The sequence below is a fragment of the Spirochaetota bacterium genome (genome assembly GCA_035477215.1).
GTDB lineage: Bacteria > Spirochaetota > UBA4802 > UBA4802 > UBA5368 > MVZN01.
The window spans coordinates 14,202-39,008 of sequence record DATIKU010000019.1; the positions used below are offsets into that span (position 1 = coordinate 14,202).

The following is a 24,807-nucleotide window of genomic DNA, read 5'->3' on the forward strand; positions in this document are numbered from 1 at the left end:
GATCAGTTCCGTCGGCTCCGGCGCGTCTTCTTGCGTTTCACTCCGCCCGTAACCGGAGCCATGTCGGCGTCGTCTTTCCGCCTCGGCTGCGCCGGCTGCGGCGCAAGCGGGATGCCACCTTCGCCGAACTGGCCTATCTCGTGACGAAATTCCTCCCCTATTTTTTTGAATTCGACCTCTTCCTCTATTTTCTCTCTTATTTGCACCTTCATGAGAAACTCGACGATATCCTGTCGCATACGCTCGAGCATCATGTTGAAGGACTCGAAAGCGCGAAGTTTATATTCTACCAGCGGATTACGCTCGCTATAGCCTACCGCCCATATCCCGTCACGCAGTTCGTCCATCGCGAGAAGGTGCTCACGCCATTTCGTGTCTATTACCTGCAGCGATATCATCCTTTCAACGGCCCGCATGGGACCGGGCCCGACTTCTTCTTCTTTCTTACGGTATTCACCGAGCATCTTCTCCTGGAGCGCAGCTACGAAGTCCTTGTACGAAAGCTTGTGCGGATCCACCTCGTTATAATCAAGACCAACCAGAAAGGTGCTCTTTAGCCATAACTTAAAAGCGTCGAGGTCCCAGTCTTCAGGGTGCTTTTTACCATCTGAATAAATTTCCACCCCGATCTCGCATGCACTCCGTATATAATTTCGTATGTTTTCCGATATATCCTCTCCCTCAAGGAGATCGGCGCGCTCGCGATAGATGTATTCGCGCTGGGAGTTCATCACGTCATCGTACTCGAGCAGGTGTTTTCGTATTTCGAAATTGCGGCCCTCAACGCGTTTCTGAGCGTTTGCAATCGCCTTGGAGACCATGGTGCTTTCAATTTCCTGGCCTTCCTCCATGCCCAGCCGCTGCATAACAGCGGATATGCGCTCAGAACCAAAAATACGCATCAGGTCGTCTTCGAGCGATAGATAGAACCTCGAGGAGCCCGGGTCACCCTGACGACCGGACCGCCCGCGGAGCTGGTTGTCGATGCGGCGAGATTCATGCCGCTCGGTGCCGAGTATATGAAGTCCACCCGCATCGACCACTTTATTGTGGTTGTCTATCCATTCACCCGCTGAACGAATAACATGCTCGGCCTTGTTTTTATCCTGCCCTATCATTCCGTTGACAAGAGAACGCATTTTGTCAATCCTTCCGGCGAGAGTATCGAGTTTGAACTCGCTCCAGACCGTCGCGTCGTGCACGGGGACATGGCTTTCCAGCTCATCCATATAAGAGCGCCTGCCGCCCAGCACTATATCCGTGCCGCGGCCGGCCATGTTGGTTGCGATCGTCACGGCCGCGGGCCTTCCGGCCTCCGCCACAATCCGGGCCTCGTGCTCGTGATATTTCGCGTTGAGAACATTATGCGGTATGCCCCGCTGGCGAAGCATATTGGAGAGCTTCTCCGATTTTTCGATGGAGATGGTTCCCACCAGAACGGGCTGTGACTTTGCCCTGAGTTCATCTATTTCAACGACGATCGCGTTGAATTTTTCACGTTCGGTACGGTATACGCGGTCGGGATAATCCCTGCGAATCATCGGCTCGTTGGTTGGTACGACCACCACGTCCAGTCCGTATATCTTTCTGAACTCCACCGCCTCGGTATCGGCCGTACCGGTCATGCCGGCCAGTTTCTTGTACATCCTGAAAAAGTTCTGGAACGTGACCGTGGCGAGCGTCTGGCTTTCGCGGGCGATCGTGACGTTTTCCTTCGCCTCCAGCGCCTGGTGAAGGCCGTCGGAGTAGCGCCGCCCCGGCATCAGCCGTCCGGTGAACTCGTCCACGATGACAACCTGCCCTTCCTTGACGATATAATCGACGTCCCTCTGGAACAGGGTATGGGCTTTTAACGCCTGATTGACATGGTGCACCAGCTCAATGTTTACGTTGTCGTAGAGGTTGTCGATTTTCAGCAGACGCTCAACGTGTTTTACCCCCTGCTCGGTAAGGAGCGCGTTACGGTCCTTCTCGTTTACCTCGTAATCTTCGCCTTCGATCAGGCTGGGAATGATTCTGTTTACCAGATAATACTTTTTGGTCGATTCGTCAGTCGAGCCCGAAATGATAAGCGGCGTACGCGCCTCGTCGATAAGAATCGAGTCAACCTCGTCCACGATACAGTAATTAAGCACGCGCTGCACCTTGAGACTTTGATGCTCAACCATGTTGTCCCGCAGGTAATCGAAGCCGAATTCGTTGTTGGTGCCGTAGGTTATATCGCAGCCATAGGAACGCTGGCGCTCCCCGTGATCCATATCGTGTTGAATAACACCGACGCTAAGCCCGAGGAATCGGTAGATCGGACCCATCCATTCGGCGTCGCGACGAGCAAGGTAATCATTGACGGTTACAATATGGGCCCCCAGGCCCCCGAGGGCATTTAGGTAAACTGGAAGTGTCGCCACGAGCGTTTTCCCCTCGCCCGTCTTCATTTCCGAGATTTTACCCTGGTGCAGGACGGCGCCGCCCATCATCTGAACGTCGAAATGGCGCATGCCCAGCGTACGGATCGAGGCTTCTCGGACAAGCGCGAAGGCTTCCGGTAGAATTTCGTCAAGGGATTCGCCCTTTTCAATCCGCCCTCTGAACTCCGTGGTCTTTGCCCTCATCTCGTCGGCAGTGAGCGCTTTAATCCCCGGCTCGAGGTCGTTGATGCGGGCAATCAGCGGTCGGAGCTTTTTAATATCCCGCTCATGCTTCGTTCCGAAAAATATACTGAGAATCTTATCAACCATTAGGACGCTCCTGGAAATGTTCGGTTCGGCGACTTTAAACTGCCGCCTGTAAATCGCCATGACGCAAACGCCCGACCTCAGGCATGAATGCCGGAGTCCAGCGGACGTTTTTCAGCTTGATAGCGGCGTCTTTTCAATTCGCGACGGCTTTACCAACTATAGGGTCGTGCTCGATCGCGAAGTTACATGGCGATTAACAGCTTGACGCTATTATTGCAACCATAATCCCTATATCACATCGTAGATTATCATATCATCACGGTTGATGACTTCCTTGTAATAGGTCCCGCTCAATATTCCGCGAATTTCTCGGGTCTTTTTCCCCTTGATCAGGCCCAACTCGGCCGCGCTGTAATTGCTTATCCCCTTGCCGATAGCGGTCCCGTTTGCGTCCATAACGTCGACCGCGTCTCCCTGATTGAACTTTCCGGTAACGTCGATGACCCCCGAGGCAAGGAGCGATTTATTACTTCCAACGAGGGCGCTGACCGCTCCACCATCGATGGTTATAACCCCGGAAGATTTCATATTGAAGGCAATCCATCGCTTGCGGCTCCGCATGTGGTTTTTACCACCCGTGAAGAGGGTCCCGATTCGCTCCCCTCGCAAAAGCGCCGGGAGCACACCGGGTCTTCTACCGTTTGCGATAAGCATAAGCTCCCCGGATTTCATGATTATTTCGGCCGCCTTTATTTTAGTCGCCATGCCCCCCGTGCCGTGCGCGCTCCCCGTTCCTCCGGCACGACGCCGGACATCCTCGTCAATTATTCGAACCTCCTCGAGTGGAATTTCATCGGTCAATTCCCTGTAAAAGCCCTCAACGTCGGACAGGATGATCAGAAGACCGGCCTCGACTATGTTCGCAACATGCGCCGAAAGCGTGTCATTATCGCCGAACCTGATCTCCTTGACCGCGACCGAATCGTTTTCGTTTACTACCGGCACAACTCCCATTTCAATGAGCGCGTTGAAGGTGTGACGCGCGTTAAGAAAACGCCGCCGGTGCTTTACATCGTCCTCGGTCAAAAGAATCTGCCCAATCGTACGGCCATGCTTATGGAAACATTTGCGGTACTCGTCCATAAGGATACTCTGGCCTACGGCGGCCATTGCCTGCTTTTCCGGGATACTGAGGTTTTCGCGCTTTTTCTCAAGGGCTCCGGCACCCGCGCTTATGGCCCCGGAGGTTACCACCACCACCTGGTATTTTTGCTCGATCAGTGCCGCGATATCGCCGACAAGACGTTCGATGCATCGCCGGGATATCTTTCCTTCTTCGGTTATCAGGGACGTGCCGATCTTGACGACTATCCGCTTGACGCCTTTGAGTATCCCCTTGCGCGGCATACGCTACTCCATAAGTTCTTCTATAACGTTGATCAGCCTGTCGAGATTCAGCCCGCTTATCGACGAAACCGGAATAACCCTTTCGTCTTTAAACAGTGACTCCATCCGCAGTACATCACTCTCATCCGCCAGGTCGACCTTGCTCAGGAGGACCGCGGAGGGACGAGACAGCATTTCCGGATTATAGGTTTCAAGCTCCGATCGCAGTAATTGCAGCGCATATACGGGATCTTCGGCGGTGATGTCGATCAGAAACAGTATGACCCTGACGCGCTCGATATGCCGCAGGAAAGAAAGGCCGAGCCCCAGACCCCTGTGAGCGCCCTCTATTATTCCCGGAATATCGGCAAGCCGTATACTTGTGCCGTCGGCTCTTTGCACGACCCCCAGGTTTGGGATAAGGGTTGTAAACGGATAATCCGCGATTTTTGGTTTGGCGTTTGTGAGTTTTGACAGCAGCGTGGATTTTCCCGCATTGGGCAGCCCGACAAGGCCGACATCGGCTATGAGCTTGAGGTTAAGCCGTACGCGTTTCTCTTCTCCAGGCATACCAGGCTGCGCGAAACGCGGCGTTTGGTTTGTGGGAGATTTAAAAAAGGCGTTCCCCTTGCCGCCGATTCCTCCCGCCGCAAGCAGCATCGCGGGCCCTTCCTCCGTAAGGTCGAAGAGTATCTCCCCCGATTCATCGTCGAATACTTCCGTACCGGGCGGAACTTTAATCACAAGATCGGCACCGCGCCTGCCGCTCTTGTTGTTTCCCATTCCAGGCTGTCCGTTTTCGGCTTTGTAAATCCTGTCCTTGAAAAAGTGGGATAGATTGTAATATGAATTCCGGGTCTCAATGTATACGTCACCGCCTTTGCCGCCATCGCCTCCGTCCGGTCCGCCTTTTGGAACGCATTTTTCCCTGAAAAATGATACCGCTCCCGCACCGCCTTTACCGGCGCGAACATTTATAGAGATAGAATCGGTGAATTTGGCCACATTATTTCCCGCTGTCGATAAAATGATAAATCGCGTGCCGCGGGGACGCTCAATACTGCGTCTCTACGACACGCGATCCTTCCCTGTGTTATGATCGGGCAAACTCACGCCCTGAGCGGCCCCGTGCGTCCGGAACTCCGTCAGGAAGCCGGATATACGGAAACCCTTTTCCTCGTTTTGTTGACAAACTCGAACTTTATTACCCCGTCGATTGTCGCGAAGAGCGTATCATCGCCGCCTTTGCCGACATTATTGCCCGGATGTATTTTCGTACCGCGCTGTCGCACGATTATCGTTCCGCTTTTCACGAGCTGACCGCCGAATCTTTTGACACCCAGCCGCTTCGACTGCGAGTCTCTTCCGTTTCTTGTCGAACCGCCGCCTTTCTTATGAGCCATCTCGTACCTCTTTCACTGTTGTATAAAACCACCGCTTTAAGTCGCGGCATCATGTCTATCGTATACTTATTTCGAGACTTCCGGGGTATTCTCTTTCAATCTCCCTCAATCCCGCAAACATCGTTTCGACAATAATTACAAGCGCCTTCTTTCGGGACTCGGGAACGCCAACAAGCGCTATCCTCGTTTCAAGTAAACCCTCATCCTGTACGACGTCCTGTTGTATCCCGGCAACCTTCGTTATTCCTACAACCGCGGCCTGCACAATCGCCGAAATACCCGCGCAAACAACGTCCGTTCCCTTCGAGCCAAGCCCCGCGTGTCCTTCTATTCTGATTCCCAGCTCATCGATGCCAGCCGCGTCGTGCCATGAAACGGCGCCGCGGCTATCCAGAATAACCCGAACCACATCCTTACTTGATAACGAGGTCCTGTATCTTTACCTGAAGATAACGCGGGCGAAAACCAAGGGTGCGGGTATAATTCTTTCTTCTTTTAAACTTGATCCCGCGGACCTTTTTCCCGTTTATCTCTTTAAGAATCGCGGCCGAAACCTTCACATTGCTCAGATACGGCCGACCGACCATGATTCTCTCTCCATCTACGATCATGAGCACCTTCTCGATGGCGAGCTTGTCGGTTTTGCCCTGGAGCGTCCGGTCGACATTTAAAACCATGTCTTTTTCGACCTTGTATTGCTTTCCGCCTATTTCAACTATCGCATACATTGTTTTCTAACCCTGTTATCCTTAAAATCGCGTTTGCTGTGCCCGCATAACAACAAGGGGAGCTCCACTCCCCCATACGTGGGCCCACAAGGATTCGAACCTTGGACCCCCTGATTATGAGTCAGATGCTCTAACCGACTGAGCTATGGGCCCCGAAGAGGTGACACGGTACAACAATACGGCATTTTTCGTCAACCAAATAATTATGTCCTTTCACGCATTCCAAGGCGGTCAGCATCAGGGATTGTGTAAATCTCACCGTTTTCGTCACATGAGAAGGTCTAACTGCGCCAGGCCAGCGTAAAAACGCGATAATCAGTCGCCGCGCCGGTTCTCCACCACTGCAACATATGGAGAATGGGACCGCCCGAAACCGTAGTAAAACCGTTTTTCGTTGATTTCGATGGCGTCATTGTATGCCTCGACCATCCCGACTACATGTATTATGGCCGCGACGACAAAGAGCAGACCCGATACAATCAACATGGATTTCCTTTCCGTACCCGATGAATCTCCAAGGAGCGCCGCGTATAAATAATAGCCCGACGCGGAATAGCCGACCACCGAAAGCAGGCAGAATGATATGCCTTTGAGATCTTCTTTTAGATAAATATGACCGCCTCCCGGTATTATCAGGGAAAGCATGCAGGCCAGTCGCGGATCCTTCTCCTGATAAACAGCCTTAGCGTCTCTGCGCTCCTGCGCCTTGGTCCCCAGTTCATCATAATACTGGGGGGCCGGGCGCTCCCGCTTTCCGGCCGCTTCCTCTACCGTAACTGCGTACAGTGAAGGAACAAGGTGAAAGTGCGCCATAAACATCCCCATGACGAAGAGGGTGATTCCTCGTTTCCATCCCCCGCGCGGGAAGGTGGAAAAGCCGGCGTTTGTGTGTTCTGCCTTCATTGCCCGCTCCAGTATATCGTATAAACGGCCCCTCGGTACGTTAATATCCTTTGCAGGCGAATCCTACATCCTTTACCGGAGTAATTGCAAGTACTTTTCCACACCCTCTATAAAAACGAGACCCTGTTCCTTCCGGTTGCCTTCGATAGATACAACGCCTTATCCGCCCGTTCGATGAAGCTTTTATTATCTTTATCGACGGAAGGCTTGAATTCTGCAATGCCGAGCGAAATCGTAACACCCAGTGTTTCGCCATCGCATTGCACCTCTGACTTCTCCACATTTATGCGTATTCGCTCCGCGACTATTATGGCGACGTCACGCGTTGTGCCGGGAAGCACCACCGAGAATTCCTCGCCGCCGTAGCGGGCGGCAAGGTCTATTTGCCGCACGTTCTGCATGACTATATTCGCTACATTTTTAAGGACCTCGTCACCGCAGGTATGACCGTGCTCGTCGTTGAATTTTTTAAAATGGTCTATATCTATCATAATTAGCGACAGCGGCGTCTTCTGGCGGACCGCCCGCTCCCGCTCCTCTATGAGCGCGGCCTGGAAATAATGGTGTATCTTCAGCCTGGTCATCATATCCGTGGTAGCCATTTCATACAGGTATGAGTTTTGTATGGCGATCCCCGCAAGGGTGGATATATTGAGCATGTATTCCTTTTCAGATTCCGTAAACGTTTGTTCGTTGATCCTCTCACCGAGAACGATGATACCATTCAGCTTTCCTTTGGACTGCAGCGGCACGACCAGTATGGGCATGATCACGTTCATGGTGTCCATGACCGGATCATCGCCGAAAATCGCGGCAAGTTCGTTCATCGTGAAGCAGCGGAGCTTCTGTTCAAGAAACGCTATGAGTTTTGAATCGACAGGTATTTCATATTCGACGGTGTGGTCGAGTTCAAAACCTTTATAATTCCGGTGGAGGACGTACGCGTCGGAGCCGATGGTCTTTTTTAGAAAAATGCCGGCCTTGAACAGCTGCATCTGCCCCATGCAGGTAAGCAGGATCGATTCGATGAGCTTGTTGTAGTCCAGGGTCGAGTTGAGGCCTTTCCCTATTTCTATGAGCTGCTTGAGATCATAAATTTTCCGCTCGTACTGTTCTATTTCGATCGGCAGCTTGATTTCAACGTCATACTTTTTTTCATCGTTCATCAAAGCGGCACCAGGCACATCTTGATCGGTCCGGACAGGTCCGGTCCGTTGCGCAGGGCGCGCGCATCAACCCATCGCCAGCGCTTCCGCGGCGTTAACGCGCCCGTCGTAAATCGCCTTACCTACAATGCAGCCCTTCAGTCCACGCGGGACAAGGGCCGCAAGACGCTCTATATCCTCTATCGACGATACACCGCCCGACGCGATCAGCGAAATACGGCCCACCTCATCGAGTATGTTTTCCATCGCCTGTATGTTCGGTCCGCCAAGCATCCCGTCGGTGGAAATATCCGTATAAATGAACTCCACAAGGCCCATTTTTTTCAACTCTTTAATCAGGTCAACCGCCGCCACGCTGGTAATGTTTTTCCAGCCCCGGGTCGCCACCATGGAGTTTTTCGCATCAACTCCGGCGACGATAAAACTTCCATACCGCTCTACGATCGCCTTCGGGTCTCCCTCCAGCACGGCCGTCCCGAGTATGATTCGCGTAATTCCGGCGTTGAGGTATGTCCGCACCGCCTCTAAATCGCGAATCCCCCCGCCGATTTCGATTGGAATGGTGAGCGATTTTTGAATCGACATAACAATATCGATGTTGACCGGCCTACCCTCGAAGGCGCCGTCCAGGTCTACGACATGAATAAGCTTGGCCCCCATTCGCTGGAATTCAAGCGCCATCGCGACGGGATCGTTCGAATATATCGTTTCTTTTTCCGGATCACCCTGTTCAAGGCGGACGCATTTGCCGTTTTTAATATCGATTGCGGGTATTACGAGCATACCGCCCTCACAAAATTTTCGACTATCCTCAGGCCTGTCCGGTGACTTTTCTCGGGATGAAACTGCGTTGCGACCAGGTTTCCCCTCCCGACGATGCAGGGGAAACGTACGCCATATTCCACCTCGCCGAGAATCCACTCGGTGTCATCGACGGTCGGATAATAGCTGTGAATAAAATAAAAGTAACTGCCCTGGTCTATCCCCGCCAGAAATTGAGAGCTTCCGCTCAACTCGACGCTGTTCCAGCCCATGTGGGGCACCTTCAGCCGGGTGGATTCAAATCGTACCACCCTGCCTGGAATGACACCAAGACCGCGATTATGACCGAATTCCGCGCTCGATTCGAACAGAAGCTGGTATCCCAAACATATTCCCAAGAAGTATCCACCGGCTGCAATAAACTCTCTGAGCGGCGAAACCCACCCCTTCTCCACAAGGTGCTGCATCGCCATTCCGAACGCCCCGTCACCGGGCATAACGAGCCCGTCCGACGAGCGTATCGATTCAGGATCGCTTGAAACACGCACGTCCGTGGTGTACTTTTCGACGGCTTTTACCACGGAGCGTAGATTTCCCATCCCATAATCAACGACCGTGATCATGAAATGGTCCCCTTTGTCGAGGGGACGACATCCCCATAGTCCGGCTGGATGGTACATGCCCGCCGCAACGCCACGCCCAGCGATTTGAAGACCGCCTCGTGGATGTGGTGACGATTGTCGCCGTAATACAGCAAAACGTGCAGGTTGATCTCCGCGTTCGCCGAGAATGACCTGAGAAATTCCATCGTCAGTTCTTCACTGTACCGGTTGATGTATCCGCTCAGTTCAGGACCCGTGTATTTAAAATAAGAGCGCCCCGACAGATCCACTACACTCATCGCCAGCGCATCATCCATGGGAATCACGGCCTGCCCGAAGCGTTCGATTCCGGCCTTTTCGCCGAGTGCCTTCCTGAGCGCCTTGCCGAAGCATATCCCCGTATCCTCGACGGTGTGATGATCGTCCAGCTTATAATCCCCGGTGCAGGCTATTTCGAGAAAGATATGGCCGTGACGCGCCGTGGCATCGAGCATATGATCGAAAAAGGGCACGCCCGTACTGATACTCGATTTTTCAGCGGAGTCGAGCACCAGCCGTATGGCTACATCGGTCTCCGACGTCTTCCGTTTTATTTCCGCTTTTCTCATAATGTTATCATTCCACCCGGTGCGCGCGGGGTTATTTCGCTTCCGGTCCTGTGCGGTATATCCGGTATTCGAAGCCGTGGTTGAAGGTTATCTGCCAGTCGCCGAGGGTCTTATAATAATACGGCCATGCATAGTCAAGCTTTAAAATGATGATCCGATAAATCGTAAACCCGGATCTGTATCCAAATCATCGAACTCCCCTGTCTCGGGGTCGATACCATTGAAAGAGTCATCCCCGGTAAAGCCGAAATCGAAAAAAAAACGTCTTTATCGACCTTAGTCCACCGAAAAGGGTAGAGCCGGCAGGCAACGATAGCCGTTATGAAAAAAGTCCCCGGCGGCAGGCATATCGGGTTAAATCGCTCAATCGCAATGCACCTGTAAAAGGTACACTCCCCAATAAAAAACCTAAAGATTTCGTTTTTTGGTTGCTTATTGAGACACTGTACCCTATCAAGTAACAAGTGCCTGCGGTGCCCGTGATAGGAACCTTATATTTTTGAACCAACACCAAGCGAAAGGGGTCCCCACATCCGCAGGTGGAAATCAGGCTGCCCGAAAGGGGAGTAGGTTGAAGCAGGCGTGCGGGAACCCACCTGTGATAACAGGTTCAAAATTTCGCTTCCTACACGGCATTCGCGGGTGTTATAAAAAGAGAACCGCCCATGGACACCATATTCGGAATCAGATGGAGAATCGCGGACTACACCGAGATTCTGCTGGCATTCATCATTATACTCGTGATACTTACGTTTTTCGGTTTGCTTCGCTACAACCAGCGCCTTAAAAACGAAAAGATCCAGGCCGAGCAGCTCTTTCTATTCAAAATCAAACAGCTCGGCCTCAGCAATTTTCAGGTGAAAATTCTGGACGGGCTGGTGCACACGCTCCGCCTGCCCGACGCGAGCATGATTCTCGAAAACCAGGGCCTTTTCGAATCCGCCATCGGAAGTTTCCTGGCATACCTCAAATCGCGCGGTGAAAAAGAGGATTCTCTCACATCCATTTGCCGCGATCTTATCATCACCTACGAGAAACTCTACAACCAGTCCACCTTTAGAACGCCTCTCCAGATGATAACCGAAATGGAAATCGGCCTGCTTCTTTTCATCACGACGAAAAGCGGGACCATCTTCATCGGCAAAATCACTCAAATCGAACCCGGACAACTTACGCTCGCCACATTCCGAAGCACTCGCGAAATCAACATCCTGGAGGGAACCGATGCGGACGCGTTTGTCTGGAGAGCGGGAGACGCTGAATATTCTTTTAAAACCAGGACTCTTTCCATCGCCGACAAATCCGTCTCGATACTGCTGCCGGAAGAATTCAACAGGGGAAAGGAAGTTCGACATCCCTTCATCGACACCATCATCCCCTGCACCATCACCAAGATCGCCGCGGCCCAGCTGGATTCCATAAAAAACGATACCGCTCCACTCAGTGCCGTCATCCATAAGATCCACCAGGACGAGCTTATCGTACGCACATCCAGAAAACTCGATTACCGCCAGTCATACACCATAGACTTCATACTTTCCGATTTCAAGATGCGCATTACCGCCATCGTCATCGCCGACAGGACCATCCAGGAGGAAAATGTCTTTTACCTCACGTTCAGATATACCGAAATATCCGAAGCCGCCAGGAGCCTTTTAAAGAAATACATCCAGGAACACCTGTAAGGACTGAGATCGATACAAATAAACAGGGAGGGTGTCCAAAAGGGTATCCTCATTTCATATTGTTAGGTGGGATAATTCTTCAAGAGGACCATCCGTCCCGGTTGAATAAATGCGAGGAGCTGGAGCGGATATGCAATGATGCGATGGGGGTTGATTTCCCCGGCCTGCAATTTCCTGAAAATGAATAGAGCACCGGCCTGAAAAAGGCCAAAGAACGCAACCAGGGCCGACCCTGTTTTGAGTCGGCCCCCGGTATCACAGAGTACCTTTACCCGGATCAGATCCTGATCTCGTCAAGCCAGCCAAATTTGTCCTCGGCCTCGCCGGTGCGTATTTTCGAAAGGCGGTCGTAGAGCTTCGTGAGCACCGGTCCCGGCTGGTCGCCGTTTCCGAAGGTCAAGTCCTTGCCACGGAAATGGATCGTGTTGACGGGAGTAATGACCGCCGCCGTACCCACCGCTCCGACCTCGTCGAAGCTCTCGACTTCCGCGATGTCTACCGGGCGGCGCTCCACCTTCATTCCCATGTCCTCGGCTATCTGCGCAAGGCTCTTGTTCGTAATGCTTGGGAGGATGGATTCCGAATCCGGTGTTATATAGCTGTTCCCCTTGATCGCGATGAAGTTCGATGTGCTGAACTCGTCGACAAAGCGCTTTTCCTTTGGATCGAGGTAGAGCACCACCGGATACCCTTTATTCTTTCCGTATGTCTCCCCGCGCAGACCGGCCGCATAGTTGCCGCCGACCTTGCAGTCACCGACCCCCTGGGGGGCCGCACGGTCATATTCCTCCACGACCAGCGCCTTAACCGCCTTGAAGCCTCCCTTGTAATAGGGACCGACGGGCGTAACGAAGACCAGGAAGATGTATTCCTCCGCGGGTCCGAGGCCCACCCGGGCGCCGGTGCCGATGATGAGCGGCCGCGCGTACATGCTGGCCCCCTTGCCATAGGGCGGAACGAAGCGGGCGTTGGCCTTCACCACCTTGTGTACGGCTTCCCGGAACATCTCGATGGGAACGATAGGCGTGAAAATGCGTTCGGAGCTTTTCTGTAGACGTTTGGCGTTTTCCTCTGTACGGAAGGCTACGATACGTCCGTCAACCATCTCGAATATCTTGAGTCCTTCGAACGCTTCCTGGCCGTAGTGCAGGCAGGGGGCCGCCATATGCATTGGAATAAACTCATCGGCGGTCACATCCGCTTCCGACCATTTTCCTTCTCTGAAATAATACCGAACATTGTAATCCGTTTTGACATACCCGAAGGGCAGCTCACCCCAGTCCAGATCCGCTTTTTGAATCTTCATTGATTTATCCGCTTTCATCGTCTTCACCCGTGCCTTTCAACACTTTGCCTAAACCCCGGCTTCTGGCGCAATCCGCAAGATCTCATTCCATATTTCGGGAAAATCCGTGCGCCCAAACCGCGCCATGCGTCCGGATGCAAAGTGTGCACGCTACAGCGGAGAAATAAAATTGTCAACAAGAAACCGCCGCGGCGCGGCTTTTCATTTGTTTTCTTTAGCGTGCGAGGAAAATGAAGCGCGGAAAGCGCCCGCGTGCATTCAGGGTGTCCGCCTGTTGTTGATAATGCGGCTTATGGTTTCGAATTCTTCGCCGGTTTCGAGCAGGAATTCGACACCGTACTCGCCGGAGACCTTCCAGACCACCCTCGATTTAAGGGCCCGGCCCGCGCCGCTTTCGAGATAGAGTGAGATGATATCGCCCGTCCCGAGACTTCCGCCGGATACAATGCAGGCCCCCGTGACGGATACGTTTTTGAGCGTACACATCACCCTTCGCGACATCTGCTCCGAAAGACAGTAGAAGTCTCGGCCCGCTTCCATCCTCCGGCTTTTTCTTCTTTCTCCGGGCATCTCATTTCCCCACGATGATTAAACCCTGACACAGCATGTCACAATCCGGGCAGAGGAGCAAGCGGGAAACCGTGGGTGGGGCGAAAGGAATTTTATCCGCGCGAATGACGGCCGGGCATTCCATACCGGCGTCAATAGATGTCGATCGGACCCTCGATTTGGCCCTCGATAAACTGGCGGGCGAACAGGTCTTCTTTCGAGAAAAAGCTTTCGGTATCGCCGTGGTACACGATCCGGCCGCCGTATAAGAGCGCCACCTCGCGTGCCACCTTCTCGACCAGTTTCAGGTCGTGGGTTACGACGACCGATGTTGCCGAGGAACCTTCCGATATGTCGAGGATGAGGTTGGCGATCGAATCCGAGAGAATTGGGTCGAGCCCTGCAGTGGGATCGTCGTACAGGATTATCTCCGGATCGAGACAAATAGCGCGCGCGAGCCCCACCCTCTTCTGCATGCCGCCCGAGAGCTCCGAGGGGAGCTTCAGCTCGCTGCCCGCGAGCCCGACCCTGGCGAGCGCCCCGGTAACGAGTTCTTCGACCCGATCCTCGTGCACACCCCTTCGCCTGAGTCCAAAGGCGACATTATCGAACACGTTCATCGAATCGAAAAGACCGCCCTTCTGGAAAACGTACGCTATCGACACACCAGAACCCGTCGCGCCCGCCATTCCGCGCGGATCCCGGCCATCTATGGTAATACCCCCCTCGTATCCGGCTATAAGTCCGGCAAAACATTTAAGAAGCACCGATTTGCCGCAGCCGTTCTTTCCCATAAGGGCCGTGCGTCCGCCCGTGGGGACATGCATGTCGATGCCCTCGAGAACCATCCGGTCGCCGAAACCAAGGCGCACGCCCGTCGCGTTGATCACTGGTATTTCCTCTCGTGTGACTCCCTGAGCGACTGGAGTATGTTAAGGTACGAAATGTACCGGTCTTCGTGTATCCGGCCCGCATCCACCATCCGCTTCACCCCGCAGTCCGGTTCGTGATCGTGGCTGCACGGACGAAAGGCGCATTCCTCCGCGAAATCGCCGAACTCGTAAAAATAATCCCCCGCCGTCTCCGGCTCGATGTCGACCAGCCCGAACTCACGCAGTCCCGGAGTATCAATAATCCTGGTCCCATCAACGGAATAAATCATCTCGACATTGGTCGTTGTATGCCGGCCCTTTCCTGTGCTTTCGGATATCTCCGAAACGCGCAGATCGAGGTCGGGGTGCAGCCGGTTCAGTATGCTGGTCTTGCCGACTCCTGAATACCCCACGAAAAGCGATGCGTTCTGCGCAATAAACCGGCCGAAATCTTCAATTCCCTCTCCAGTTTTGGCGCTGACCAGCGCAAGATCGATGGGCGCATTATCGTAGTACTCCATTATATGGGTCACGTCGCCCTTTTCGGCAAGATCGCGCTTGTTTATGCAAAGCAGCATCGGAATGCCGTCCTTGCACGCCCGTACCGACAGGCGGTCGACGAAACGAAGGTTGAGCCTGGGATTGTCGAATGATTGCATGATAACGATGCGATCGAGGTTGCTTGCGATAACGTCTTCTTTCCTGTTGCGCCCCTTTTCCTTGCGGGAAAACGCGTTTTTCCGCGGGAGAATCTCCGAGATGACCCCTGTCCCCTCTCGGTCAAGCTCGATCCGGGCAAGGTCGCCGACCGCCACGGGATCGGAGTATTTTCGCACACTCTTTTCCCGGCGCATCCTTCCGCGCAAAACACAGTTTATCCTTCGACCTTCATAGAGAACGGTAGAATACATGCCGAAGACCTTTACGACCGTACCGATTCCCTTCTCCATGACTCAGGCCGCATCGTGCGGTATTCCGCAGCGAAAGACGTAAATCAAAGAGGCGGGGCCGCTACACCCCGCCTCCTGTAGTAAACATGTAGTTATGCTCATAAGAACGACAGAGCGCTTATTTTTTGGGAACGACCTTAAAGGTTACGCGTCGCTGCTGCGCGTCCTTGGGATCAACGCCGGGAAGCAGTTCCGACGATCCGACGCCCGTGTAGGTCATCTTGGGAGAGGTCACCCCTTTCGCCTTTAGCGCGTCGAAAACGGCCTTCGCGCGGTCAGCGGAAATTTTGATATTTCCGGGCTTCGCGCCCACGGGGCCTTCGGGTCCGCGTGCGTCGGTGTGTCCGGTTACCTGAAGCACATAGCCCTCGGGAAGCTTGTCGATGACGCCCCTTACAACCGGGGCCGCGGCAGTCGCCCATTTGTCCCATTTCTGGGCCGGAACTTTCGAGCTCTTGTAGTCGAAGCCCTCTACGGGTATGCGTGCGAGCTGTTCGTTCTGGGCCCCGACGATGGTGCCCGACGGTGACGCGTCCTGTTTGACTTCAGGCGTCGTTTTGCATGCGAACGCGAACGCTATTAGGCTGATGAAAGCGACAATAGTTAATTTCTTCATTCCGTTTATACCCCTTACCTGTACCTGATTTTAAGGCCATTGGCCCTGCCCCGAACCTATCAGAATATAAAGGACTGTCAAGACAAAAAGTAAAAAATTCAGGAGTCCCGCCGAAACGCTCAAGTTTTTGGAGTTACATGCCGATATTGTCATAACAGGGTTCAATATGGCAATTCCCTCCCGATTATTGTTATATTGAGGCTCCTGGCACTGCGCGTAAAAGTCGTTTATGAAAGGCAGAATAGCCGCCCAGCTATTCTGCCTTTTGTTTTTTTCATTTGCCCTCGGGGAGCCGCAACAGCGCCAGCGGGACGAAATTCTTGAGGTCCCCGATCATGATCCCCATTTCCCCGACGTCGTTTACCGTGAAGGTCACCAGGTACTCCATTCCATTATGAAGGTTATGAAATGCGCTCCGTTTCTTTTTATCTTTTATCAAGGCCTCCACGTCAAACTCGATATCGATGTTTTTGCTGTCGTAAAACACAAGCTTATTGAATACGGTATCGAGGTATTTCAACCGGAGGCGGAGCGTAAGCGTTTTACCCTTGTATGAAGAAATATTTTCCTCGATATCAGCTAAATTAATATCTTCATATTCCTGCGCCGGAAGCGCGCCGGATATCGTTAGCACCACGCATAACGTAAAAAAAATCCCGGCGCGAATCATGCAGGCTCCCTCCTGAATGGATGATTTTCAGTTTAACCCCGGACTTTAAAGCGCGGCAGTAAAGATGGCAAGCAATTAACCGCTGTCTTTAGGAGAATGTGCGCGCGTCGTCAGGGGAAAATGTTGTTACAATGCCACGGGCTTTCAGCGCGCTAAAAATGCAAACGTCCATTTCGAAGCGCTGCATGAAAACTCATTATGAATCTTTATATACTGCTGCAGACCACCCTTGTCTGAAACCCGGCATTTAATAGCGTTAATTGCCGATAAAAAGACCAATAGAAACTGTCCGCCGCCGGGGAATAAAAATCCCCGGCAGGCGACCGGATGTTCAGATTTTTAACGCCCTCTTTATGGTGGAAATCAGATGAGATGGCGAGACCGGTTTCTGGAAAACGCCGTCAAAACCGAGCCTGTCGATTTCGATATTTGACGCCGTCGCCAAACCTATGCTGCTGAGGAGGTATACGGGAGCGCCCTTCCCCTGTTTTTTAATCTCCTCGGCCACTTTGGCGCCCGTGTCGATTCGCTCCATCATCATGTCACACAGTATCAGCGCGGGGTTAGACCTCGAGCTTTTTTCGACACCTTCGTCCCCGCTCATCGCCGTCTCGACCGCAAAGCCTTCCGTGGCAAGGATCGCGGAAATCGATTCGAGGATATCGGGATCGTCATCGATTATCAGTATGAGTTTCCTGTCGTCCATGGTATGTCTCCTGACTAATGTTGAACATCACGCTTACCGGCATTCCCGGTGGTTTGCAACCTTTCCATCGCCTCAACGGATGATTCACCGATAACGCGCACAATAAAGGACAACGCCCTCTCCAGGCCTCTACTCGCTTCAATCGAGAGCCCCTCGCGAAGGTCCCATTCGTACCCGCGGATCGCCAGCATAAACGCCACCGGGGAACGTCCGTTTATCTCCTCGCACAGCGCGAGAACCGATTCCGCATCCAGGGAGTGCGTGGTGAAGCTTATATTCCGCGAAGGCAGAATCCGGGTGAATTCAAAAGGGGGATTCGATTTCATGGACGCGTCAACGAATACGACCACATCCGCACCGGCTATATCGTACGCGTCCTCAATATTGAGCTGGTAGTTCGCCTCGCAGCGGACAACATCCGGCTTTTCGCACTCCACGCGGCGTACCAGTTCTATGCCAAGACCGTCGTCGCTGCGCCCGGGATTTCCGATCCCCCATACGAACACCCTGAGCCGATCTCCAACGGTCATTTTCTCAAGACGTCGAGGGTCACGCCCTGTTCGTCGACGAGCTTCACCTCCAGCGGCATCCTCCCCAGCGCATGGGTCGCACAGCTAAGACACGGGTCATAGCACCGGATGGCCACTTCGACGGCGTTGAGCATGCCCTCGGTTATCTCTTTCTGTCCGTTGAGTTTTTCCTTCGCGACGTAATTGACGGCCCTGTTCATGGGCTCGTTGTTGTTCGTCGTCGAAACGATGAGGTTCGCCATGGCGATCTGATCGTTTTCGTCGACCCTGTAGTGATGGAACAGGGTTCCCCGCGGCGCTTCGATGAGGCCCACGCCCTCGCTCTTTCTGGCTCCCTTCACGACGAGGTCGTTTTTTAGCAGATCCTTATCGTTAAGAAGTTCCTGAATAACCTCGCCCGCGTGCAAAAGCTCGATCAAGCGCGCCCAGTGCATATGCATGGACATGTGATTCGGCTTGCCCTTGGTGTAGGCCTTGTATATCTCGAACTCTTTCTGTGCGAGCGGAGAAGGAATGAAGTCGCAGGTGTTCAGTCGGCCAAGCGGGCCGACGGTGTACCACCCGTCCGATTTCCCGATCGACCTGAGGTACGGGAACTTCATATAGCTCCACGAGCGCACCTCTTCCCCGATGTACTTGAGGTAATCCTGGTAGTCGACATCATCGAGGATCTTTTTCCCGTCTTTGTCGACCGCCCGCAGCACTCCGTGGTAAAAGTCGAGCGCTCCGTCCCTGCGGACGAGGCTCAGGTGGCTCGACGGGAATACCGCGAAATTGTCGATGAACGCCGCGTTCTTTTTATGGTATCCTATAAAGAAATCGATTGCTCCCTGTGCCCACTCGATCATTTTCCTGATATTGAGCGGATCAGCCCCTTTAATAAATTCATCTCTCTCTTCAGGGCTGAGGCACTTGTTGATGCCGCCCGGTATCGCCCCGGTACCGTGAATTTTCTTGCCGGCGGTCGCGCGGATGATCTCCTGCCCGAACTTGCGCATCATGACGCCCTGCACCGCGAGGTCCTTGTGGTGGATGGCGACCCCGATTACGTTGCGGATCGCCGGATCCGCGTCAATCCCGAAGAGCAGATCGGGCGATACAAGATGGAAGAAGTGTAGCGCGTGCGACTGAAACATCTGCCCATAGTGCATGAGCCTGCGCATCTTCTCCGCTGTCGGGGTAAGCCCGTCTCCAGTACCGGCCCCTACGATGACGTCCATCGCCTTCGCCGCGGCGAGGTGATGGCTGACCGGGCAGATACCGCACAGGCGCTGTACCAGCACGGGCGCCTCCCAGTACGGCCGTCCCTGTACAAAACGTTCAAAACCCCTGAATTCCACTATATGGAACCGGGTGTCCGTCACCCGGCCCTGCGGGTCGAGCTGAATGGTCACCTTGCCGTGCCCCTCGACGCGTGTTACCGGTTCTATCGTGATTTTTCTTCCCATTGTCTCTCTCCGTATCAGTCAAACTTCACGACTTCATAAGGCAGGTCTAAGGGCTTGCCCTCCAGAAGCGCCACGAGCGCGTTCCAGATGAGGTCCGCCATCGGCGGGCACCCCGGCAGGTAGTAGTCGATCTTCACGATCTCGTGCAGGGGATACACCCGGTCCAGGATCATCGGAAGCTCGTCGTCGTTGGGTATGATCCCGTCGTCCACGGTGGGACAGTTCAAATATGCCTCCTCCAGGCATTCCTTTACCGGGATGCCGTTGCGCATGGCCGGCAACCCTCCCATGATCGCACATTCCCCGAGTGCAATCAGTATTTTACAGTGTTTGCGGAAAAGCCGCAGGTTCTCGACGTTCTCGCTGTTGCAGCATCCTCCCTCGATGATGCCGATATCGCACTGTTTCGTGAAGGTCTTTATATCGTCGATAGGCGACTTGTTGAACTCCACGAGGTCTATGAGGGTAAGTATACGCTCGTCGATGTCGAGCACCGACATGTGGCATCCAAAACATCCGGCAAGCGACGCCGTCGCGACAACCGGCTTGCTCATATCGTTTCCTCCATTATTGTCTCGAATTGTCTAGGCGCGTTCGAGCTCGCCGCCGATCGGCGTGCCGTCGTATTTACGCTTTCCGATGGGCACCGCGTACCCCACCCCCTTCCTGATCAGAGATCCCACCGGACACAGTTCCATGGCTCGCTTCGCCTGTTCTTCGCCAAGCGATGCCGCGAGCTCGGGATCGTGGCCGATGCGCACCCTGCCGCCGCGATCGACAAGGCCGAAGACCTTTCTTCCATCGGCGGCGGTAATGCCCCTGACGCACCGCAGACACTGGATACAGCGGTTGCCGTCCTTGTATAGCTTCGGAATCGACGCGTCAACACTCCGCCTGGGCCATAGATACGGGAAGCGCGGGGCGAGCATGAGATACCGATAGGCGAGCGCCTGCAATTCGCAGTTGCCGCTCTTTTCGCACACCGGGCACATGTGATTGCCCTCGACGAACAGCATTTCGATGATTGATTTGCGCATGTCGTTGATCTCGGGAGTATTGTTTTCCACCATCATCCCGCTGGCGACCGGAGTGGTACAGGCCGCCATGTTCCTCCCGGCGACACTCACCGTGCATATTCTACAGGCGCCCGCGGGTTTGAGCCCGTCGTAATTGCAGAGCGTCGGAATATATACACCGCTGGAACTCGCGGCCTCGACGATGGTCTGCCCGGCCCTGGCCGTGCATTCTTTTCCGTCTATGGTGAATTTAATCTCGCTCATCTCAGTGCTCCTCGTGGACGTTTGGTATTCTTCCGGCCGCTTCACAGGAGGCCTTCACGGCCCGGGAGAGATCGAACTCGGTCGCATAGTCTACGTCCTTACGGACTTTCGCCTCGTATATCTCCCTGAAATTCTTGAGCGTCGTTTGGATGGGATTGGGTGATGTCTGGCCCAGGCCGCACCTGCTCATGGACTTGACCGTCAGACACCACGACTCGAGCTCTTTTATATCGGCCATCGTGCCGTGGCCGTCCATTACCTTTTCCAGCTTGTTGAGCAGCAGGACGTTGCCCGCCCGACAGGGCACGCACCATCCGCACGACTCCTCGACGAAGAATTCCATGAAGTTCTTCACGATTTGAAGCAGGTCCCTGTCGGGGCCGATAACGATCACCGACCCGCCGGTGGAGAGATCCTCGTACCCGATCCTGTGCCCAAAATCCTTCTTGCCCACGCAGGCCCCGGATGGACCGCCGATCTGAACCGCCTTCGCCGTCCTGCCCTCCACCATCTCGAGCAGCGTCTGGACGGTCGTTCCGAACTCGATCTCGTATATCCCGGGCTTTTTACAGTCGCCGGAAACGCTCAGCAGCTTGGTGCCGGCGGACTGGTTGGTGCCGAACTTGCGGAACCATTCCCCGCCCTCGATGATGATGCGCGCGGCCGCGCAGTAGGTCTCCACGTTGTTCACCGTGGTGGGTTGATTGAGATACCCGGCCTCGACGGGAAATGGCGGCCTGTTTCGGGGCTCGCCTCGCCTGCCTTCCGCGGACTCAATAAGCGCGGATTCCTCGCCGCATATATAGGCCCCGGCACCTATTTTTATCGTAATGTCGAAATTGAAGCCGCTTTTCCCGCCGGCGTTCTTTCCCAGAACATTCTTCTCCCTGAGTTTCCCGAGCACGTCCTGGAGGTACTCTCTAAGGTAGAGATACTCAGCGCGAAGATAGAGAATTCCTTCTTCCGCCCCGACGGCATATCCTCCGACGGCCATGCCTTCGAACAGCAGGTGCGGCAGCTCGGTAAGAATCACCCTGTCCTTGAAGGTCCCGGGCTCTCCCTCATCGGCATTGCATACCACGTAGCGTTTGCCGGCCTTCGCCTTGCCGCAAAACTCCCACTTCATCCCTGTCGGGAAACCGGCGCCGCCGCGTCCCCGGATATTGGATATCTTCATCTGTTCGATTACGTCCACCGGCTTCATCGCAACCGCTTTTTTGATCGAATCGCCGGAGGTAAAATCCCCGAACAGCACGGGACCCTTTCTCCGGATATTGTTGCGGACCATTGACCTGATGAGATCCGACTGGTTCGCACCGTCGCCGAACTCTTCAACCAGTTCCGCGACCTTTTTGCCTGCCTTCATCCCGGCGACGAGCGATTTCGCCCTGTCCGGCGTCAACCGGGTAAACACGATACCGTTGATCAGCGCCGCAGGTTCCTGGTCGTTCATTCCGATACAGGAGGTATCGAAAAGGCCTATCGACCCATCGGCGGTCGTGCCGCCAAAGGCCGTCCCGGCCGCCTCCGCGAATGCCTTCGCTACCGCTGCGCGGCCATTCATAACGGCCGTCACACCGTTGTTGAGATAAACTGAATACTTGCCGACTGGAGTCTTTGAAAAGAAATGGTAAAACGTCACCACCCCGTCCACATCGACCCGCGAAAGATTCATCATGCCGGCGATTTCGGACACGGACTCGTCGGAGACGCATCTCAGCTCTTCCTGGACATCCCTGATGATGTCGAGCATTCGGCCCCTGTCGCCGCCATATTTATCGACGATGCTTTTGATCTTTGATGAGACATTGTTTCCCATGACACCTCTTCATCATAGTTTTCAATATTCAGGGTTGCCGCATAAACGGACATCCAGCTTTTAAAAATATACAGGAATTCCGCGTCCGTTAAAAACAGGCACCCCAGTATACACCTATATTAGGGAGGTCGCAGGAGAAACCATCACCGAAATTTTGTCAATATCATTCTTTTTTATTTTTAACTGGACTGACCGGAGCGCACCCCTGAAACTGGAGTGATAAAACTTTGTTTTCGGGGGAAACAGACGCATGATACGGAGACGACATTACACGGAAGAATTCAAGCGAAAAATATCGTTAGAGATGATTCCTGGAACAACAGATACAGGCGGTGCGCGATTCCGGTATAAAGGGGTTTCCGCTTGGGAATGCAAGGCAGGAGTATTGCGAACCTCTTAGGGCTGTCACCGGTTACTTCGCCGAAAAAACCGCCGAAAGGTGATTTCGGATTCATCGACCGGGAAGGGTTTTTAACTATCCACGTGCGTTCATCCGATAACTATAAAGCAAATATTTCATCTCACAGGTCGGCATAATCACAGGCCATGATAAACACGATGAATTATCTCGGTTCACGACGAATTCCCTTCCTGTTTATCGTCGATTATGAATGCGCCGACCCGGTGGTAATTCCCCTGGCGGAAATTGATGAGAGCGGCATTATTTTCGATATCAACGGTTTCTCCAATTCACCGGAGATATACCTGCCGAACAGACGCATCACTCTCGTCAGGCACCCCGTACATGAGAGCGAATACAGAAAAGCCTTCGATCGTGTCATCGATCATGAAAAAAACGGAGACACATATCTTCTCAATCTGACGTTCCCTACCAGAATTGAAATCAATATCTCCCTCCGGGAGATATTCCATCGGTCGGTAGCGAAATACCGGCTTCTGTTCCGAGATCGTTTCGTCGTTTTCTCTCCGGAGACCTTCGTGCGAATTGAGGGAACATTTATATCCACCCATCCCATGAAGGGGACGATCGACGCGTCGATACCGGACGCAGAGTCCGTCATCATGAGCGATGAAAAGGAGACCGCCGAACACCTCACCATAGTGGACATGCTTCGAAACGATCTTTCAGCGGTTTCCAGAAACGTCACGGTTCGTCGTTTCCGTTATATCGACAGGATAATGGCCGGCGACTCCGAGCTGCTCCAGGTGAGCTCTGAGATAACGGGCGAGCTCGAACCCGACTTCAACAGGCGCATAGGAAACATTATCCACTCCATGCTGCCCGCCGGTTCGGTGACCGGCGCTCCTAAAAAAATCACCGTCGACATCATTAAGTCTATTGAAAACGGCCCGCGCGGATTTTACACAGGGGTGTTCGGCATATTCGACGGATACCGGCTTGACAGCGGTGTCATGATACGCTTTATCGAAAATAGAGACGGGACATACTTTTTCAGAAGTGGCGGGGGCATAACCGTTTACAGTAACCCCGAAAGCGAATACGCTGAACTTATACGGAAGGTCTATGTGCCGGTTGTTTGAAACGATCCGGATTGAACACGGGATTATAAAAAACATTGTCTTCCACAATGCCCGAATGAACGCGTCGCGGCTCGCCCTTTTCGGGACGCACAATCCCATCGATCTCGAATCGGTCGTCACGCCCCGCATTCCGCCAAAAGCCGGAATATTCAAATGTCGCGTTGTTTACTCGGAAAGAATCGAGTCCGTGGAAATCATTCCGTATGTCAGAAAAGCCGTGTCGAGCCTGAAAATCGTGCACGCCGATGATCTCGATTATTCTCACAAATACAGCGACAGGAATCCCCTGAATCTCCTCTTTGAAAGGCGCGGCGATTGCGACGATATTTTAATCATCAAAAACGGGTTCGTTACTGACACATCGTTCAGCAACGTTGCGTTCCTCGATCGTGGGCGATGGGTCACCCCCTGTTCGTACATTCTGGCCGGGACCAGACGTGCCGGACTGCTGGCCGCCGGCGGTTTATTTCGCGGACCTGTCCGTATCGGCGACATCCATCGTTTTTCGACGGTCTGCCTGATAAACGCCATGCTGGAGCCCGGAGAAGTATCAATAGACACCCGCGATATCATTGCCTGACAACCACCATAAAAAACCTTGACAGCCCTTCATAATGTGACCCATCCTCAAACCCAC

The 24,807-nt window shown here is 53.5% G+C and carries 26 protein-coding genes, 1 tRNA gene and 1 other RNA gene; 4 read left to right on the forward strand and 24 right to left on the reverse strand.

The window, feature by feature from the left end; translation table 11 throughout:
• Positions 1-2: 2 nt before the first annotated feature.
• The 12 genes from secA to hisB all read right to left on the reverse strand — a co-directional run bounded on the left by secA (position 3) and on the right by hisB (position 10,236).
• Positions 3-2,738, reverse strand: coding sequence for a preprotein translocase subunit SecA (gene secA, locus VLM75_04630; GenBank protein ID HSV96205.1), 2,736 nt, complete (start codon positions 2,736-2,738; stop codon positions 3-5).
• A gap of 228 nt (positions 2,739-2,966) precedes the next feature.
• Complete coding sequence (gene proB, locus VLM75_04635; GenBank protein ID HSV96206.1) at positions 2,967-4,085, reverse strand: glutamate 5-kinase; 1,119 nt, start codon at positions 4,083-4,085, stop codon at positions 2,967-2,969.
• Positions 4,086-4,088: 3 nt separating this feature from the next.
• Positions 4,089-5,069, reverse strand: a complete 981-nt coding sequence (gene obgE / locus VLM75_04640; GenBank protein ID HSV96207.1) for a GTPase ObgE — start codon at positions 5,067-5,069, stop codon at positions 4,089-4,091.
• Between the two features lie 140 nt (positions 5,070-5,209).
• On the reverse strand, positions 5,210-5,467 hold the full coding sequence (rpmA, locus tag VLM75_04645; protein ID HSV96208.1) for a 50S ribosomal protein L27: 258 nt from the start codon (positions 5,465-5,467) through the stop codon (positions 5,210-5,212).
• Between the two features lie 55 nt (positions 5,468-5,522).
• Positions 5,523-5,876 (reverse strand): ribosomal-processing cysteine protease Prp, encoded by a 354-nt coding sequence (locus VLM75_04650; protein ID HSV96209.1) that lies wholly within the window; start codon positions 5,874-5,876, stop codon positions 5,523-5,525.
• Positions 5,877-5,880: 4 nt separating this feature from the next.
• A complete protein-coding gene (gene rplU, locus VLM75_04655; GenBank protein HSV96210.1) occupies positions 5,881-6,195 on the reverse strand; it encodes a 50S ribosomal protein L21 in 315 nt (104 codons plus the stop codon).
• A gap of 79 nt (positions 6,196-6,274) precedes the next feature.
• A tRNA-Ile gene (locus VLM75_04660) sits at positions 6,275-6,348 on the reverse strand.
• Between the two features lie 162 nt (positions 6,349-6,510).
• The gene (locus tag VLM75_04665; GenBank protein HSV96211.1) at positions 6,511-7,098 is read right to left on the reverse strand and encodes a hypothetical protein; all 588 of its coding nucleotides are present in this window, start codon (positions 7,096-7,098) and stop codon (positions 6,511-6,513) included.
• Positions 7,099-7,205: 107 nt separating this feature from the next.
• Positions 7,206-8,264 (reverse strand): diguanylate cyclase DgcA, encoded by a 1,059-nt coding sequence (dgcA, locus tag VLM75_04670; GenBank protein HSV96212.1) that lies wholly within the window; start codon positions 8,262-8,264, stop codon positions 7,206-7,208.
• A gap of 66 nt (positions 8,265-8,330) precedes the next feature.
• Positions 8,331-9,047, reverse strand: a complete 717-nt coding sequence (gene hisA, locus VLM75_04675; GenBank protein HSV96213.1) for a 1-(5-phosphoribosyl)-5-[(5-phosphoribosylamino)methylideneamino]imidazole-4-carboxamide isomerase — start codon at positions 9,045-9,047, stop codon at positions 8,331-8,333.
• Entirely contained in the window at positions 9,038-9,649 is a 612-nt protein-coding gene (gene hisH / locus VLM75_04680) for an imidazole glycerol phosphate synthase subunit HisH (GenBank protein ID HSV96214.1), read from the reverse strand. The genes hisA and hisH overlap by 10 nt, the downstream gene beginning before the upstream one ends.
• Positions 9,646-10,236, reverse strand: a complete 591-nt coding sequence (gene hisB / locus VLM75_04685; protein HSV96215.1) for an imidazoleglycerol-phosphate dehydratase HisB — start codon at positions 10,234-10,236, stop codon at positions 9,646-9,648. The genes hisH and hisB overlap by 4 nt, the downstream gene beginning before the upstream one ends.
• 462 nt (positions 10,237-10,698) lie before the next feature.
• Here hisB and ssrS point away from each other — a divergent pair.
• Together ssrS and VLM75_04695 are read left to right on the forward strand one after the other, a co-directional pair.
• Positions 10,699-10,885: non-coding RNA, 6S RNA (ssrS, locus tag VLM75_04690), on the forward strand.
• 16 nt (positions 10,886-10,901) lie between these two features.
• Positions 10,902-11,921, forward strand: coding sequence for a hypothetical protein (locus VLM75_04695; GenBank protein HSV96216.1), 1,020 nt, complete (start codon positions 10,902-10,904; stop codon positions 11,919-11,921).
• A gap of 277 nt (positions 11,922-12,198) precedes the next feature.
• On the opposite strand, the gene VLM75_04700 is transcribed toward VLM75_04695, so the two are convergent.
• The 12 genes from VLM75_04700 to VLM75_04755 form a co-directional block, all read right to left on the reverse strand.
• Positions 12,199-13,245, reverse strand: a complete 1,047-nt coding sequence (locus VLM75_04700) for a branched-chain amino acid aminotransferase (GenBank protein HSV96217.1) — start codon at positions 13,243-13,245, stop codon at positions 12,199-12,201.
• A gap of 240 nt (positions 13,246-13,485) precedes the next feature.
• Entirely contained in the window at positions 13,486-13,797 is a 312-nt protein-coding gene (locus VLM75_04705) for a PilZ domain-containing protein (protein ID HSV96218.1), read from the reverse strand.
• Between the two features lie 131 nt (positions 13,798-13,928).
• A complete protein-coding gene (locus VLM75_04710; GenBank protein ID HSV96219.1) occupies positions 13,929-14,666 on the reverse strand; it encodes an ATP-binding cassette domain-containing protein in 738 nt (245 codons plus the stop codon).
• The gene (gene rsgA, locus VLM75_04715) at positions 14,663-15,598 is read right to left on the reverse strand and encodes a ribosome small subunit-dependent GTPase A (GenBank protein HSV96220.1); all 936 of its coding nucleotides are present in this window, start codon (positions 15,596-15,598) and stop codon (positions 14,663-14,665) included. Before rsgA ends, VLM75_04710 begins: the two co-directional genes overlap by 4 nt.
• A gap of 118 nt (positions 15,599-15,716) precedes the next feature.
• Complete coding sequence (locus VLM75_04720; protein HSV96221.1) at positions 15,717-16,214, reverse strand: OmpA family protein; 498 nt, start codon at positions 16,212-16,214, stop codon at positions 15,717-15,719.
• Positions 16,215-16,488: 274 nt separating this feature from the next.
• Positions 16,489-16,884 carry a hypothetical protein gene (locus VLM75_04725; protein ID HSV96222.1) on the reverse strand — a complete coding sequence of 132 codons (396 nt, stop codon included), beginning with the start codon at positions 16,882-16,884 and terminating at the stop codon, positions 16,489-16,491.
• Between the two features lie 331 nt (positions 16,885-17,215).
• Positions 17,216-17,590 carry a response regulator gene (locus tag VLM75_04730; protein HSV96223.1) on the reverse strand — a complete coding sequence of 125 codons (375 nt, stop codon included), beginning with the start codon at positions 17,588-17,590 and terminating at the stop codon, positions 17,216-17,218.
• A gap of 14 nt (positions 17,591-17,604) precedes the next feature.
• On the reverse strand, positions 17,605-18,120 hold the full coding sequence (locus tag VLM75_04735) for a hydrogenase maturation protease (GenBank protein ID HSV96224.1): 516 nt from the start codon (positions 18,118-18,120) through the stop codon (positions 17,605-17,607).
• Positions 18,117-19,568, reverse strand: a complete 1,452-nt coding sequence (locus VLM75_04740) for a Ni/Fe hydrogenase subunit alpha (protein HSV96225.1) — start codon at positions 19,566-19,568, stop codon at positions 18,117-18,119. The genes VLM75_04735 and VLM75_04740 overlap by 4 nt, the downstream gene beginning before the upstream one ends.
• 14 nt (positions 19,569-19,582) lie before the next feature.
• On the reverse strand, positions 19,583-20,122 hold the full coding sequence (locus VLM75_04745) for an NADP oxidoreductase (protein ID HSV96226.1): 540 nt from the start codon (positions 20,120-20,122) through the stop codon (positions 19,583-19,585).
• A 30-nt stretch (positions 20,123-20,152) separates the two neighbouring features.
• Entirely contained in the window at positions 20,153-20,848 is a 696-nt protein-coding gene (locus tag VLM75_04750; protein HSV96227.1) for a 2Fe-2S iron-sulfur cluster-binding protein, read from the reverse strand.
• 1 nt (position 20,849) lies between these two features.
• Positions 20,850-22,667 carry an NAD(P)H-dependent oxidoreductase subunit E gene (locus tag VLM75_04755; protein ID HSV96228.1) on the reverse strand — a complete coding sequence of 606 codons (1,818 nt, stop codon included), beginning with the start codon at positions 22,665-22,667 and terminating at the stop codon, positions 20,850-20,852.
• A gap of 546 nt (positions 22,668-23,213) precedes the next feature.
• Between VLM75_04755 and VLM75_04760 the strand changes: the two genes are divergently transcribed.
• Positions 23,214-24,170 carry an aminodeoxychorismate synthase component I gene (locus VLM75_04760; protein ID HSV96229.1) on the forward strand — a complete coding sequence of 319 codons (957 nt, stop codon included), beginning with the start codon at positions 23,214-23,216 and terminating at the stop codon, positions 24,168-24,170.
• Positions 24,171-24,225: 55 nt separating this feature from the next.
• Positions 24,226-24,750, forward strand: coding sequence for an aminotransferase class IV (locus tag VLM75_04765; GenBank protein HSV96230.1), 525 nt, complete (start codon positions 24,226-24,228; stop codon positions 24,748-24,750).
• The last annotated feature ends 57 nt before the right edge of the window (positions 24,751-24,807 follow it).

Excerpts from the sequence above, each read along its gene's own strand:
- secA (HSV96205.1), bottom strand. The coding sequence starts at position 2,738 with ATGGTTGATAAGATTCTCAGTATATTTTTCGGAACGAAGCATGAGCGG.
- proB (HSV96206.1), bottom strand. The coding sequence starts at position 4,085 with ATGCCGCGCAAGGGGATACTCAAAGGCGTCAAGCGGATAGTCGTCAAG.
- rpmA (HSV96208.1), bottom strand. The coding sequence starts at position 5,467 with ATGGCTCATAAGAAAGGCGGCGGTTCGACAAGAAACGGAAGAGACTCG.
- rplU (HSV96210.1), bottom strand. The coding sequence starts at position 6,195 with ATGTATGCGATAGTTGAAATAGGCGGAAAGCAATACAAGGTCGAAAAA.
- VLM75_04665 (HSV96211.1), bottom strand. The coding sequence starts at position 7,098 with ATGAAGGCAGAACACACAAACGCCGGCTTTTCCACCTTCCCGCGCGGG.
- dgcA (HSV96212.1), bottom strand. The coding sequence starts at position 8,264 with ATGAACGATGAAAAAAAGTATGACGTTGAAATCAAGCTGCCGATCGAA.
- hisA (HSV96213.1), bottom strand. The coding sequence starts at position 9,047 with ATGCTCGTAATACCCGCAATCGATATTAAAAACGGCAAATGCGTCCGC.
- hisH (HSV96214.1), bottom strand. The coding sequence starts at position 9,649 with ATGATCACGGTCGTTGATTATGGGATGGGAAATCTACGCTCCGTGGTA.
- hisB (HSV96215.1), bottom strand. The coding sequence starts at position 10,236 with ATGAGAAAAGCGGAAATAAAACGGAAGACGTCGGAGACCGATGTAGCC.
- VLM75_04695 (HSV96216.1), top strand. The coding sequence starts at position 10,902 with ATGGACACCATATTCGGAATCAGATGGAGAATCGCGGACTACACCGAG.
- VLM75_04700 (HSV96217.1), bottom strand. The coding sequence starts at position 13,245 with ATGAAAGCGGATAAATCAATGAAGATTCAAAAAGCGGATCTGGACTGG.
- VLM75_04705 (HSV96218.1), bottom strand. The coding sequence starts at position 13,797 with ATGCCCGGAGAAAGAAGAAAAAGCCGGAGGATGGAAGCGGGCCGAGAC.
- rsgA (HSV96220.1), bottom strand. The coding sequence starts at position 15,598 with ATGGAGAAGGGAATCGGTACGGTCGTAAAGGTCTTCGGCATGTATTCT.
- VLM75_04720 (HSV96221.1), bottom strand. The coding sequence starts at position 16,214 with ATGAAGAAATTAACTATTGTCGCTTTCATCAGCCTAATAGCGTTCGCG.
- VLM75_04725 (HSV96222.1), bottom strand. The coding sequence starts at position 16,884 with ATGATTCGCGCCGGGATTTTTTTTACGTTATGCGTGGTGCTAACGATA.
- VLM75_04730 (HSV96223.1), bottom strand. The coding sequence starts at position 17,590 with ATGGACGACAGGAAACTCATACTGATAATCGATGACGATCCCGATATC.
- VLM75_04735 (HSV96224.1), bottom strand. The coding sequence starts at position 18,120 with ATGACCGTTGGAGATCGGCTCAGGGTGTTCGTATGGGGGATCGGAAAT.
- VLM75_04740 (HSV96225.1), bottom strand. The coding sequence starts at position 19,568 with ATGGGAAGAAAAATCACGATAGAACCGGTAACACGCGTCGAGGGGCAC.
- VLM75_04745 (HSV96226.1), bottom strand. The coding sequence starts at position 20,122 with ATGAGCAAGCCGGTTGTCGCGACGGCGTCGCTTGCCGGATGTTTTGGA.
- VLM75_04750 (HSV96227.1), bottom strand. The coding sequence starts at position 20,848 with ATGAGCGAGATTAAATTCACCATAGACGGAAAAGAATGCACGGCCAGG.
- VLM75_04755 (HSV96228.1), bottom strand. The coding sequence starts at position 22,667 with ATGGGAAACAATGTCTCATCAAAGATCAAAAGCATCGTCGATAAATAT.
- VLM75_04760 (HSV96229.1), top strand. The coding sequence starts at position 23,214 with ATGATAAACACGATGAATTATCTCGGTTCACGACGAATTCCCTTCCTG.
- VLM75_04765 (HSV96230.1), top strand. The coding sequence starts at position 24,226 with ATGAACGCGTCGCGGCTCGCCCTTTTCGGGACGCACAATCCCATCGAT.